Origin of the sequence: Aeromonas genomosp. paramedia, from assembly GCF_023093515.1 — a bacterium.
In the GTDB taxonomy this organism is placed as follows: domain Bacteria; phylum Pseudomonadota; class Gammaproteobacteria; order Enterobacterales; family Aeromonadaceae; genus Aeromonas.
The window spans coordinates 1-14380 of sequence record NZ_JAAROG010000009.1 but is presented as its reverse complement, the minus strand read 5'-3'; the positions used below and the strand labels follow the sequence as shown (position 1 = coordinate 14380).

The following is a 14380-nucleotide window of genomic DNA, read 5'->3' as shown; positions in this document are numbered from 1 at the left end:
TATCGACCCGATGAACTGACCCATGAGCCAATGTCCTTGCGGTTCCTCTCTTTCCCTCGCCCAATGCTGCGGCGCGCTTCACGCCGGCCAGGCCGCCGCCACCACCGAGCAGCTGATGCGCTCCCGCTACAGCGCCTTCGTGCTGGGCTTGGGAGAGTACCTGGTCTACAGCTGGCACCCGGACTATCTGAACGGGCTGACCGCGGCCGACCTCTCATCGACCGACACCCGCTGGGCGGGGCTGGAGATCCTGTCCGCCCAGGGCGGCCCTGCGGATGAGACCGGCATGGTGGAGTTCAAGGCCTGGTTTTGGGAGGGGGATGAGCGCCACTGTCTGCACGAGCGCTCCCGCTTCGTGCGCCACCAGGGGCGCTGGGTCTACACCGACGGCGAGCAGGATCCGGCGCAGCCCAAAGCGGGTCGCAACGATCCCTGCCCCTGTGGCAGCGGCAAGAAGTTCAAGAAGTGCTGCGGCTGACCCTCCCCACACGCCGCCATCCGGCCAGCCCGCGGGCTGGCCTTCCCCTCCTCTTCTCGCGCAGCCCCCTGCCCGCCTCAGCGGTGACGTGACCCTCATCACATTTCGCTCATCACCTCACACACAATGAGCGTTTACGAACATTAATTTGGCCCATATCAAACATTTTCAGCCAGACAGGCGCCACACTGGCCTCATCTGGAAGAGATGAGACGGGCAAGAATGAAAAGAATCACCACAGAAGTCGTCATCATAGGGGGTGGCGCCACCGGGGCCGGCATCATGCGCGACTGCGCGCTGCGCGGCATCGACTGCATCCTGCTGGAGCGGGACGACATCGCCGCTGGCACCACGGGGCGCAACCACGGCCTGCTCCATTCGGGGGCCCGCTACGCGGTGACGGATCCGGAGTCCGCCCGCGAGTGCATTCAGGAGAACCGCATCCTCAAGCGGATCGCCAGCCACTGCGTGGAGGCGACCGGCGGCCTCTTCGTCACCCTGCCGGAAGATGACATCAATTTCCAAAACACCTTCATGGAGGCCTGTGCCCAGGCCGGTATCGACACCCGCCAGCTGGATCCCCGCGAGGCGCTGCGGCTCGAACCCAACGCCAACCCGGCGATGATAGGCGCCATCCATGTGCCGGACGGCACCGTCGACCCGTTCCGCCTGGCCGCCGCAAACGTCTTGGACGCCAAGGAACACGGCGCCCGCATCTTCACCCACAGCAAGGTGCTGGGGCTGCTCCGCACTCAGGATAGGGTGCACGGGGTCAAGGCCATCAACACCCGCACCGGCGAGGCGTTCGAGGTGGAGTGCCAGGAGGTGATCAACGCCGCCGGCATCTGGGGCCAGCAGATCTGCGAATACGCCGACCTCGGCATCCGCATGTTCCCGGCCAAGGGCTCCCTGCTCATCATGGATTACCGCATCAACCAGCTGGTGCTCAACCGCGCCCGCAAACCGGCGGACGCGGACATCCTGGTGCCGGGCGACACCATCTCCCTCATCGGCACCACGTCGAGTCGCATCGATTACCACAAGATTGACCAGCTCACCGTCGAGCCCGACGAGGTGGAGGTGCTGCTGCGCGAGGGGATAAAACTGGCCCCCATCATGGCCCGCACCCGATTGCTGCGCGCCTACGCCGGGGTGCGCCCCCTGGTGGCGGTGGACGGCGACGAGAGCGGCCGCAACATCAGTCGCGGCATAGTGCTGCTGGATCATGCCGAGCGTGATGGCCTCAAGGGCTTCAACACCATCACCGGCGGCAAGCTGATGACCTACCGCCTGATGGCCGAATGGGCCACGGATCTCGTCGCCAGCAAGCTCGGCAATAGCAGGCCCTGCCGCACCGCCGAACTCAATCTGCCCGGCTCGCGGGATCCGGAAAAGGTCTCCGCCCCCGGTCTCTCGGTGCCGGTGGAAGGCTCGGCCCAGTACCGCCATGGCGAGCGGGTCATCGCCTTCTTCAGGGACAACCCCAAGGCCAACGCCCTCATCTGCGAGTGCGAGATGGTCACCGCTGGCGAAATCGAATACGCCCTGCGGGATCTCGACGTGGACAATCTGGTGGATCTGCGCCGCCGCACCCGCCTCGGCATGGGTCCCTGTCAGGGGGAGCTGTGCGCCTACCGCGCCGCCGGCCTGATGCAGGAGTACGGCAAGGCCGATGGCCGTGAGACCTGTGTCATGCTGCGCCAGTTCCTCGAGGAGCGCTACAAGGGGACCCGCCCCGTGCTCTGGGGCGATGCCTTGCGCGAAGCCGAGTTTACCTACTGGATCTACGAAGGGCTCTTTGGTCTGGGGGAGTGGACGGCGCCCCACCTGGTGGCGGAGCCCCCCTTCCCCCTCGCCCGGACCCCGTCCAGCCCATCCAGCCAAGGAGTGCAGCCATGAAATTTGACACTATCGTGATAGGCGGCGGCATGGCAGGCCTGTCGGCGGCCCTGCGCCTGGCCGAGGCGGGCCAGAAGGCGCTACTGATGGCCTCGGGCCAGAGCGCCCTGCACTTCTCCTCCGGCTCGGTGGATCTGCTCGAAAGCGAGGGAGATCCCCGCGCCGCCCTGCCCGCCTTTATGGCCGCCCATCCGGATCACCCCTACAGCAAGGTGGGCCTTGCCAGCATAGAGGCGAGCCTCGCGGATCTGCAGCGCCACTGCGCCCTGCAGGGCTTGCCCCTGTTTCGCCAGGAGCGCAACCACCAGCGCCTGACCCCCATAGGCACCCTGAAATCGACCTGGCTCTCCCCCGAGACCTGCGCCTGCGTCACGGAGGCACCCGCACCGGACGTCCTGCTGCTGGCCACCCTCGAGGGCTTTCGCGACTTCCACCCGGCGCTGGCGGCAGCCAATCTGGCAACCCACTCGCGCTTCGCCCACAGCCGCATCCTGACCGGTGAAATTCGCCTGCCCCAGCTCGCCGCGTTCAGCCGCAATCCCCACGAATTTCGCTCCGCGGACATCGCCCGCCTGTTTGACAAACAGCAGCACGACAAGCAGGACCTGCTGACGGATCTGGCCCGCGAGATAGGCCGCATGGTGCAGGAGTGCGGCGAGCCGGGCTGCCGCCATATAGTGCTGCCCGCCTGCCTGTCCCTGGGGCTGGTCGGCCCCCGTCTGGCAGAGCTGGAGCAGCGCACCGGCTGCACCATCAAGGAGGTGGCCACCATGCCGCCGTCCCTCATCGGGATGCGAATGCAGGAGGCCCTCAAGCGCCGCTTCCTGGCCCTCGGCGGCACCTTCCTCACCAGCGAGCGGGTGCTGGGGGCCCGCTACGAGGGCGACAGGGTGGTAGGCGTACACAGCCAGAATGGCGACGATCAGCTGTTCGAGGCGGACCACTTCGTGCTCGCCTCCGGCAGCTTCTTCAGCCGCGGGCTGGAGTCCCGCCTCGGGGGCATTCGCGAGCCCATCTTCGACGCCGACGTCCTGAGCCTGCCCGAGCGCGATGCCTGGGCCGGTCGCCGCCTGTTCGACCACCACCCCTTCATGGGCTTTGGGGTCAAGACCGACGACCAGCTGCGGGTGCTGCGCGGCGGCAAGCCCCTTGCCAACCTCTATGGCGCCGGCAGCGTGCTGGCCCACTACGACCCCGTCAAAGAGGGCTCGGGCTCCGGGGTCGCCGTCGCCACCGGCTGGCAGGCCGCCGGCCATATTCTGGCGGAGGGCTGAGATGCCTCCCCTTCACTTCCTGACTGCGGGCAGCCAACTGCCCGCTCGACAATCCCATTGCCGCGTCCCTTGCGCTTTTTATCCGGCCCGGGAGGAGTAAATCATGCTACTGGATCATGCCAACCAAACCTTCGATCAGTGCATCAAATGCACCGTCTGTACCGCCTACTGCCCGGTGGCCAAGGCCAACCCCGCCTATCCCGGCCCCAAACAGGCGGGCCCGGATGGGGAGCGGCTGCGGATCAAGAGCCCGGAGCTCTTTGACAGCGCCCTCAAGCACTGCACCAACTGCAAGCGCTGTGAGGTGGCCTGCCCGAGCGGGGTGCGCATCGGCGACATCATCGCCAAAGCCAAGCACCAGTACAGCGGCTTCAAACCGGGAGTACGCGAGTTCGTGCTCTCCCACACGGATCTCATGGGCAGCATGTCCACCCTGATGGCCCCTGTGGTCAACTTCACCACCGGCCTCAAGCCGATGAAGCTGGTGCTGGACAAGGCGCTGGGGGTCTCCTCCCACCGCGATCTGCCCAAGTACTCCCAGGGCACCTTCCGCGGCTGGTACAAGAAGCAGAAGGCCACCCAGGCCAGCTATGCGCGCCAGATAGCCTACTTCCACGGCTGCTACGTGAACTACAACCACCCGCAGCTTGGCAAGGAGCTGGTGCAGGTGCTCAACGCCATGAACATCGGCGTCCAATTGCTTGCGCGGGAGAAGTGCTGCGGCGTGCCGCTCATCGCCAACGGCTTCATGGACAAGGCCAAGCGCCAGGCGGCCTTCAACATCCAGCAGATGGAGAACTCCCTGCTCGGCAACGAGATGCCGCTGCTGGCCACCTCCTCCACCTGCGGCTTTACCCTGCGCGACGAATACCCCCACCTGCTGGAGCAGGACAACCACAAGGTGCGGGATCGCATCTCGCTGGTGACGCGCTTTATCTGGAACGAGTTCTACCAGGGCAACAAGCCGGCGATGAAGCCGCTCAATCTGCACATCGCCTACCACACTCCCTGCCACATGGAGAAGATGGGGGGCGTCATCTACACCCTGGAACTCTTGCGTGCCATTCCCGGGGTCAAGGTGACGGTACTGGAGTCCCAGTGCTGCGGCATCGCCGGCACCTATGGCTTCAAGTCGGAGAACTACGAAACCAGCCAGACCATAGGCGAAGGGCTGTTCGATCAGATAAACCGGCTGGAGCCCGATCTGGTGATCACCGACTGCGAGACCTGCAAGTGGCAGATAGAGATGAGCACGGCGTTTCGCTGCGAGCATCCGATCCACCTGCTGGCCAAAGCCTTGGCTTGAGATGAGCACGTCCCTATCTCGCTGCGAACACCCCAGCCACCTGTTGGCCCAGGCGTTGGTATAGCGGGCAGCAGACAGGGGCATAGGCAGAGACTTGTCGAGATGAGCACTCCGACCTGCCGCTGCAAGCACCCGATCCATCTGCTGGCCCAGGCACTGGCCTGATCTTCTTCCAACATCCGGCCGGACGGCCCGTTCATCAAAGGGGCCGACGGGTAAAAACCTGGCAAAAGAAGAGCCGGCAATTGCCGGCTCTTTTCTATGGTGCTGTCTCCCTCAGACTCAGGGGTGCTGGATGATCAGGCTGTGCTGATCCAGCATGGACTGCAGTATGTCGTGAGAGGAGGAGCCGCTCAGGTTCCAGCCGCTCAGATCCACGTCCTTCAGGGTGATCTGCTGGGTCACCTGACCATCCCCCGCCGGAGAGACCGAGAGGTTCACATCGCTCAGGCCCGCGCTGCCCGTGGTCACAGACGCAGAGAGGTGGCCCAGCAAGCCATCCACGCTGTTGTCGGTCACCCCCTTGAGCAGATCCGCCAGATCTATCTTGTCCCCCTCCTCCGGGTGGAAGTCGGTGACGGTGTCGATGGCCGGCAAGGCCGCCGTCCCCTCATCGCCGCTGCCCCACACGAAGAGATCGCTGCCCGCGCCACCGGTCAGGATGTCGTTGCCCTGACCGCCCCTGAGCATGTCATCCCCCAGGCCACCCAGTATACGATCGTCACCGGTAGAGCCGAACAGCCAGTCGCTCTGATCCGAGCCCAGCAGATCATGGCCGCTCTGGCTGTGGATATTGAGAGTCTCCTCGGCCGATCTCAGGGTGCTGCCACCCGTGCTGGATTCCGCACTCAGGGTCAGGGCATGATCCCCCGCCGTCAGACCGCTGAGGTAGAGGGGCACGGACTGATCCCCCGGCAGCAGCCAGTCGCCGTTGCTGTCCGCATGGCCCACACTCTGGCCGTGCTCGTCCACCACCTGGGCCCCCCCCAGATTCTGGATGCGGATGGAGAGTTCTCCCGGCGCCGGGTTGACCACGCTGGCGCTCAGGTTGAGCGGCACCCAGGCTCCTTGCAGGGTATGGATGTCGTGGGTACCCAGGCTGAGCTGGGGATCGTCTGCCTCCGCGGTCACCTGGATGCCAATCTGGGCGCTGTCGGTCAGGACACCGCCCGACCCGGTATTGCCCTGATCCGAGGTGGTGATGGTCAGGTTGTCCTGTCCCCAGAAGTCCTTGGCCGGCTCGTAATGCAGGTTGCCATTGATGAGGTTGTTAAGATCATCAAGGGAGCCCACCAGGGTGATCTCGCTGGTACCCGCCCCCTGCACCGAGACGGCGCCCGCCGCCCCGAGCAGGGTCAGCACGCCGTGCTCGACCCGCAGCACCATGGACATGGGGGCCGTGCCCGCATCCACGTCCTTCACGCTGATCCCGGAGAGGGACAGTGAACCATCCTCCTTCACCTGCATGGCCCCCGGCACCTGGGTCACAGGGGCATCGTTGACCGCCTCCACCTCGATGGGCAGCACGTCGGTGTCGGCCAGGGCGCCACCGCTGCCGGTGTTGCCCTGATCATTGGTCACCATGGTCAGGGCATCCTGACCATTGAAGTCCTGCTCGCCCTGATAGGTCACGCCCCCCGCCAGCAGGGCATTGATGGCATCTTGCGATCCGCTCAGCACCAGGGTATTGCTGCCGCTGCCGACCACTGTCACCCCGCTGCCGTCCGCCAGCACCAGGGTGCCGTGCAGGACCGACAGACGCACCTCCATGGGGCTGCTGCCCGCATCCACGTCTTGTACCTGCAGACCCTTGATGACGAAGGGAGTATCCTCCTGCGCCACCTGAGGGGTGTCCGGCAGCACGTTGACGGGGGCGTCGTTGACCGGCTGCACCTCGATGGGGAGCACGTCGGTGTCACTCAGGGCACCGCCGCTGCCGGTGTTGCCATTGTCATTGGTGACCATGGTCAGGTTGTCGTTGCCGTGATAGTCCGGATTGCCCTGATAGGTCACACCACCGGAGAGCAGAGCATTGAGATCCGCCAGGGAGCCGGTCAGCACCAGAGATCCGGTGCCGTTGCCGGTCACGGTCACGCCGCTCCCTGCCGGCAGGTTGAGGGTGCCGTGTTCCACCGACAGACGCACCTCCATGGTGCCGCTACCCGCGTCCACATCCTTCACCTGCAGACCCTGGATGACGAAGGGCTTGTCCTCCTGGGCCACCTGGGGATCCGCTGGCAGCACGTTGATGGGGGCGTCGTTGACCGGGCTCACCTCCACCTGGATGGTGCCGTTGACCTCTGGGCCGAGGGCGCCGTTGTCCAGGCTCTGGGCCGTCACCTTGAGATCCAGGGTGCCATTGGCATCCTTGGTCACCAGCTCCACGGCACCCAGCTTGGTGCCCTCCGTGGTGACCTGCCAGACACCGCCGCCCAGATCCACCACAGTGCCATTGACCCCGTTTGGCAGGCGAATTTCGGCGCCATCGGGTACCCCCTCGATGGTGACTCGCACCTGCTCCGGGCCGTTCTCGTTAACATTGGTGGCGCTGCCGCCGGTGGCCTGGGTGTCCTTGGACTCCAGCCCCAGGTTCAGGGTGATCACATCCCCCTCCGTGCCGCTCGCCTTGTCTTGAATGTCGGCGATGATGGGATCCCCCACCGGGTTGACGGTGACGGTGAAGCTGCCCTTGGTCTCGAGAGGCAGGGTCAGCCCCTTGTCCAGGGTGAAGGCGCTCAGGGTGAGCTCCACGCTGCCGCTGAAGTCTGCCGGCGGGATCAGGGTCAGCTTGGAGAAATCTGTGCCCACCGGCACCTGCCAGACGCCGCCGCCGTTGTTGACCGCAGGGGCAGACAGGGTGAAGCCGTCCGGCACGCCCTTGATCTGCAGCGCCACTATCTGCTCGGAGCCATCATTGTCGATCAGGGTCGCGCCCAGCCCGCCGAGGTTGACGCTGCCATCCTCGTTGCCGTTCACATCCTTCACCGTGAGCTGGGCCGGATCGTTGACCGGCAGCACCTCGAAGCTGGCATTGCCGCTCCAGCTGCCGCGATCCATCCCCGTGGTGGCGGTGTCCAGAATGTCCACCTTGATCCCCAGGGGGACCTGACCGCTGAAGTGCTGCTTGGGCACGAACACCAGATCCTTGAGGCCGTTGGCATCCACCACCAGGGACTGGACGGGATTTTTGTTGGCATCGAGGAAATGGCCATACTTGGCATCGACGGTCAGGGTCACCTTCTCCACCGTCTCCAGGCCGCCATTGGCCACCGAGGGGCTGATGTCCGCGAGCCTGACCGAGAGATCGAGGTGGATCTTGGTGTCTTCCAGGTTGCTGGGCTGACCGTTCACATCCTTGACCTGCAGCGTCAGTTCGGGCTGACCATCCTGGCCACCGTTGATATCCACTTCCGGAGTAATGGAGAGAGTGACTAGCTTCTCGACCAGCTTGGTATCGCCGCTGGTAGTATCGGTATTAACGACTCGCACGTTCAGATTGAGTGTGCCGGCGTAATCCGTGGGTAACCCCAGCATCAAATTCTCCAGACCACTCAGACTGGTCGGCAGTTTGATCAGGTATTCGCCATTGACGAAGTCGAAATTGAGCCCCTGCAAAGTGACTCCCGGCGGGAGCCCTGTGATGACAATACTCACTTCATCGTGGCTACTGTCCTGGCTCGCAATCACAATCTGCGATTTGAGCTGAGCCCCGAGATCGACAGCATGATCCTCAACCCCGACTACGGCAGCAGGTTGGAATATGATTTGAGCGGCTTTTTCATCGGTCGCATTGGCAAAGATGAAGATTGCCGATACGGGCATTTCGCGAACCACGGGGGCACTGATATCTCCGTCATCGCTGTAGTCCAGAATCCGAGCACTGACCGTGAAATTAACCCGGCCAGTAAAGCCATCTGGCGCCTGCAAACTGTAATTGCCCAGATTGCCAGCCGGAACAGTCCAGTTGCCCTTACCATCACTGATACCACCACTGACAACGAATCCCTCAGGCAGGCCGCTGATCACCAGATAGTCGATCCGCTCACTGCTGCTGGGGTCGAGATCTTCAAAACTGAAAGCCCCTACCAGATCTACCGGCTGATCGAGGAAACCCAACAAGACAGGGTTGTCTACCTGTAACTGACCATCAGGCTCCACAACTGCCTGGATATCCACGTGCAGGGTGCCGTCGATCACCTTCTGGGCCGTGACGCTGGAATCCACATCGACCTGGGTCACGGTCACATGGCTCTGGATAGTGGTGTCCCTGTCGCTGTCCTCCGGTCCCTTCACCAGCAGCTGACCGCCGCCGAGCAGGCTCTTCAGATCCGCATCACTCAACTCCACCTTGCCGCCGTTCACGGTGAGCTGGGTCTCAACCCCACCTACGCGGATCCAGATCTCATAACCTGGCTCTATGCCGGAGAGACTGAGGTGAGTCACTTTTTCGGTGCCGTCGGTCAGGTCAGGCTGCCAGTCGAGGACGGTGAACTGATCCTCCAGACCCTGGCTGGTCTTGGCATAGTCACCGGCGTCGATCACCGGCTCCACCTTGATGGTGAGCGGCACATCGAAGCTCTTGTGATCCCCGTCGTTTTCGGTCACCACCACGTGGCCGATGAGGTGGATGTCGGCGGTGCTGTTGGGGGGCGGCTGGATCTGCAGGTTGCCCAGACTCGAGACGTCGACCTGATAGACGGGTTTGCCGTGGGCATCCTTACCTGCGTAGGTCAGGGTCAGCTCCTTGCCGTTGCCATCAAACACCTTGGCTCCTTCCGGCAAGCCTTCCAGCACCAGGTTGAGGGTTTCGGAGCCATCGCCCGTCGTCTCTCCCGACACCAGTTTGAAGTCCAGCGGTGCCTTGCCATCTTCTCCTATGGTGGTGACATAGCCCTTGCCATCCTGGCTCCAGCCGGTGCTGTCCAGATTGAAGTGAGGCTCATCCACCACCCCCACCAGATCCACATGCAGGTTCTGGCTGCCGGTCACCTTCTCGTTGACCACTGTGTGGGTCTGGCCGTTGGCATCGGTCAGGGTGGCGGTATCTTTCACCACCCCCTGGATACCGAGATCGAAGTCGACGTTGCTGTCCTTCGGCGGCTCCAGCTTGAGCTCGCCGATGCGGGCATAGGGCACCTCGTAATAACCGTTCGCATCCGGGGTGACCGCCACGCCGCCGAGCCAGAGGGTGGCACCGGCGGGCAGGCCGCTGATGCGCACGAACATCTGCTCGGAGCCATCTGCGGTATCCCCCAGATGGGCGAGCACTATCTTGCTGCCCAGATCCAGCAAGTTGTCTTCCTTGCCCTGGATGTCACGCACCGTCAGCTTGGCGTCATCCGCCTGCGGGTTGACGTTGATCACCAGTTCGATGGGATCGCCGAGGGCTGTCACCTTATCGGTCACGACAGGGGTCTTCTCGGTGCTGACCGGGATCACTATGAGCTTGATGTCGCCGCTGTAGTCCTTGCCGGGCACCACGGTGACCTTGTTGATCTCCCCCGCAGAGACGGTCACCAGGCCGTTTGCATCGGGTGTGAGCACCTTGCCGTTCAGGGTCAGGCTGCCCTCGCCGGACGCCCACGTGATCTGGTAGCTCAACGTCTCGGAGCCATCGCTATCCGTCAGGTTGGCCTGCACATTGAGGGCAACACCACTGCCATCCTCGTTGATGCTGTAGTGCTGGTTGGTGCTTGCCCCATCCCAGAGCGGCTTGTCGGCAATGCCCTGCACAGTGATATCCAGGTTGCCGGTCAGCACCGAGGGTTTGCTCCCCTCGGTGACGCCGACCTGAAGCTGCACCGGGAAGCGCAGCGGATTGCCGCCATCGTTGTAGCTCGAGTAGTCGTGATCGGGCACAAAGGTCACGCCCTTGAGTTCGAACTTGTCGTTGGTACCGACAACGGCTTGCATCGCCGCTGGCGGCACCTGGTACCAGGTCTTGCCACCCTGAGTCACCGTTGTGAGCGCCACTCCGTTGTAGTAGAAGGTGCCATGAACATTGGCTGGCGCCTGGATAAGCAATTTCTCGACAAACTCGCCCCGATCGTAGTCGCCTATGTCCAGATTCATGGTGATGGGAATGCCATGAGTGGGGTCACTGGCCCCCGCATCCTCGGCACCGGTGACGGCGCTGACGCTGAGCTTGCCCGCCTCGTCCTTGATGGTCAGGGTCAGCACACTATCAGCAGTGTCGCCATCGCCATCCACCAGGTGGAAGTCGACCTTCTGCACCAGGGTATTGTTGCTGTGATCGATGCCCGCCTTGGCGGTGAAAGTGAAGTTACCCTCGGCATTGATCACCAGAGTGCCTATGGTCTGCCCAGTGCTGTCTGTGACCGTGATGGTGGTGTCGCCCTTGGGGGCGATGGGGTGCTCGGTGCCATTGATGGTGACCGACCTGACCACGGCATCGTCCGCACCTTCATTAGCGGTGGCCAGCAGATCGCCGATCACTCTCTCTCCTTCATTCTGGAGCTTGCTAACATAAGGTTCTGCAAACGGAATATCATCCTGCACGCTCACGTGCCCTATCACCTCGGCGCTGAGATCCCCATCGCTGTCCAGGGCCTGCAACGGCAGCTGGATATCCAGCATATCCGTGCCCTGGGCACTGTGGTCCAGGTTGCCGGTCAGCTCGAAGGTATAGCGGCCGGAGACATCCAGGGTCAGCTTGAAGATGAGCTTGCCCCCGCTGTCCTTGCCGAGATAGACACCCGGCTGGCTGTCGGCGCTGAGGGTCACTGCCTTGCCCCCAGAGCTGAGCGTGTTCAAGGCATTGAAGCGGGCCACATCCAGTTGCAGGGCGGCAACCCGGTCGCTCCCGGCGGCGATCGTCACCTGGCCGACGGCGATCTCCCCCGTCCCGGACGGGCTGGTGCCGACGTGCTGGCCACTGCCACCATTGAGATCCGACTCCTTGACGGTAACGCTTCCGATGGAGGTGATCACCGGATTAGCCGCATCGTTGATCACTGCCGTGGTGTTGCCGGTGATCACCGAGCCGTCGCTGTCGGTCACCCGCACCGGCAGGGTCAGGTTGAGCTTGTCGTCGGCGCCGTGATCCAGGTTGGTGTGCACAGTGACCTTGTAATCCAGGGTCGCGTCGGTATGCGCCTCAATGCGGCCCGGCACACTTGGCAGGGTGACGCTCAGCACCAGGGTGCCGCTCGCGGTCACCCCCTGGAAGCTGTGGCCGTTGCTGCCCGGCACCTCCTGCCAGATCAGGGTCTCGCCGTTGTGGGTGATGGCCTTGCCACTCCCATCCACGACCTGGCCGGAGAGGGTCAGGCGCACGTCCACCACGGGATCCGAATCCGCCTTGATGGTCAGGGTGCCGGTGGCCTGCTGATCGTCCGCGGTCTGGTTGCTCGCGGCGCCATCGAAGCGCCCCTCGGTCAGGGTCACCCCGGTGAGGCTGAGGGTCGGCTTGTCCCCTTCCGCGATGCTGATATTGAGGGTGCCAGAGGTAGTGTCGTTGTTACCGGAACCCTTGTCGCTGTCGACGACATTGATCTTGAACGGCAGCTCGGTGCTGCTGCCATTGGCCTGGTGTACCCCCTCGAACAGGGTCACCTTGTAGTCAAAGCCGTTGCTGGCGGCGTTGTCGAGCTTGCCGCTGATCTCCACCTGCAGCACCTCGACCCGCACCCCGTTCACTTCCACATAGCCCCTGAGGATCTGGTTGCCCGGGATGGCGGCATCGCCATCCACCAGTTCGTATTTCACGCTCTGGCCCAGGGCAGTCAGGGCCGGCTGCTCGTTCACATCCGCAAAGGAGACCTCACTCACCCGATCCGAGCCCGCGTCCACGGTAAAGTGGCCGGTGCCGGTCAGGGTATTGCTGCCATCGAGCCCACGCTCATCCAGATTGACGCCGGGGCCAGCCACGAAGCCGGGCGCATTGCCATCCTTGATGGTGAGTGGCAAGTCGGTGGAGACCCTGTCCCCGTCCTTGTCGGTCAGGGTCACTGTGAGCGGCAGATCCAGAGACTCGCTACCCTGGTGATCCAGCTCGGCGCTCAGGACAACCTTGGCCGTGACGCTCCAGTTGCCGTTGTTGTCCACCAGACCCAGCTCGGCGCGCAGCACCTCGCGGCCGTCCGCACTGGTGCCCACCAGATCCCCATTGGCATCCAGGGTGAAGGTCACCGGGCTGCCGTGGCTGCTGTATTTGCCATCCAGGCTCTGCTGGATGGCCGAAATGTCGAATTTCAGGCTGCTTGCATCGAGCGCATCGGAGCCGTGGCTCACGGTGAAGCTCATGTGGCTGACCACATCCTTGGCCCCTTGATTGGCTTCCGTCATGGCGGTGCCGGTCACGGCGCTGATCACCGGGTTGGCGCCGTCGCCGATGGTGACGCTCAGGGAAGAGGACACGGTATCCCCATCGCTGTCGGTGAGGGTGAAGCCCGCCTTCAGCAGGCTGTCCGCACTGCCCTGATCCAGCGGCTGGTTCAGGGTAAAGATGTAGTGACCTTTCTGATCCAGCGTCAGGGTAAACACATTCTGGCCGTTGACCGCGCCGCTGATGCTGTTGCCGCTGATGTTGATGACAACGGGTTGCCCGCCGCTGGTGAGCCCCTGCAGGCCCGGCTGGCTGGCATCGAAGCTGATATTAACCAGAGGATCGGTGCCGGCGGTGATATCGAGATCCCCGGTCAGGGTCTGACCGACCGTCCAGTCGCTGTCTTCCGTCAGGGTGAGGGAAACGGGGTCGACCTGGGGCAAGGCGCCGTCGGTGATCTGGATATTGAGGGTGCCGAGGTTGCTCTTGTCGCCGTCAAAGTCGCTGCCCACTACCTGCAGCCCCAGGTTGACGCTGTTGGTGCCCACCGGTTGATCCAGCACGCCATCGAGCTTCACATGGTACTTGCCATCCAGATCCAGTGTCACGGTCAGAATGGTCTTGCCGCCGGCATCCAGCAGGGTGATCTGGTTGCCATTGACCTGATAGCTGGTCGGTTTGCCGCCGCTGGTGAGACCATCCAGGGCAGGCTGGCTTGCCTCGAAATTGAGGGAAACCAGGCGATCGCTGCCCACATTGACCGGCAGCTGGCCATCCAGGGAGTGGCTGGCGCCTCCTTCCTGCAGGCTGATGCCGCTGTCGATGCCAAGGCTCGGATTGGCCGCATCGGTGATCACTGCCGTGGTGTTGCCGGTGATCACCGAGCCGTCGCTGTCGGTCACCTGCACCGGCAGGGTCAGGTTGAGCCTGTCGTCGGCGCCGTGATCCAGGTTGGTGTGTACGGTGATCTGATAATCCAGGGTCGCCGAGCTGTGGGCCGCTATGCTGCCCGGCACGCTCGGCAGGGTCACGCTCAGCACCAGGGTGCCGCTCGCGGTCACCCCCTGGAAGCTGTGGCCGTTGCTGCCCGGCACCTCCTGCCAGATCAGGGTCTCGCCGTTGTGGGTGATGGCCTT

At 63.5% G+C, this 14380-nt stretch carries 5 protein-coding genes; 4 read left to right on the top strand and 1 reads right to left on the bottom strand.

All coding sequences use genetic code 11. The features are described from left to right. Positions 1 to 22 precede the first annotated feature (22 nt). The 4 genes from HB860_RS05540 to glpC all read left to right on the top strand — a co-directional run bounded on the left by HB860_RS05540 (position 23) and on the right by glpC (position 4957). On the top strand, positions 23 to 478 hold the full coding sequence (locus tag HB860_RS05540; protein ID WP_247625998.1) for a YchJ family protein: 456 nt from the start codon (positions 23 to 25) through the stop codon (positions 476 to 478). 222 nt (positions 479 to 700) lie between these two features. Then, entirely contained in the window at positions 701 to 2377 is a 1677-nt protein-coding gene (gene glpA, locus HB860_RS05535) for an anaerobic glycerol-3-phosphate dehydrogenase subunit A (RefSeq protein WP_247625997.1), read from the top strand. Beyond that, positions 2374 to 3651, top strand: coding sequence for a glycerol-3-phosphate dehydrogenase subunit GlpB (gene glpB / locus HB860_RS05530; RefSeq protein ID WP_247625996.1), 1278 nt, complete (start codon positions 2374 to 2376; stop codon positions 3649 to 3651). The genes glpA and glpB overlap by 4 nt, the downstream gene beginning before the upstream one ends. Before the next feature lie 103 nt (positions 3652 to 3754). After that, on the top strand, positions 3755 to 4957 hold the full coding sequence (glpC, locus tag HB860_RS05525) for an anaerobic glycerol-3-phosphate dehydrogenase subunit GlpC (RefSeq protein WP_247625995.1): 1203 nt from the start codon (positions 3755 to 3757) through the stop codon (positions 4955 to 4957). Positions 4958 to 5239: 282 nt separating this feature from the next. Here the strand turns inward: glpC and HB860_RS05520 are convergent, their stop codons facing one another. Beyond that, complete coding sequence (locus HB860_RS05520) at positions 5240 to 14338, bottom strand: type I secretion C-terminal target domain-containing protein (protein ID WP_247625994.1); 9099 nt, start codon at positions 14336 to 14338, stop codon at positions 5240 to 5242. Positions 14339 to 14380: the final 42 nt, after the last annotated feature.

What these genes read in the sequence shown, in the direction of transcription:
- HB860_RS05540 (WP_247625998.1), top strand. Translation starts at nt 23, where the DNA reads ATGAGCCAATGTCCTTGCGGTTCCTCTCTTTCCCTCGCCCAATGCTGC.
- glpB (WP_247625996.1), top strand. Translation starts at nt 2,374, where the DNA reads ATGAAATTTGACACTATCGTGATAGGCGGCGGCATGGCAGGCCTGTCG.
- glpC (WP_247625995.1), top strand. Translation starts at nt 3,755, where the DNA reads ATGCTACTGGATCATGCCAACCAAACCTTCGATCAGTGCATCAAATGC.
- glpA (WP_247625997.1), top strand. Translation starts at nt 701, where the DNA reads ATGAAAAGAATCACCACAGAAGTCGTCATCATAGGGGGTGGCGCCACC.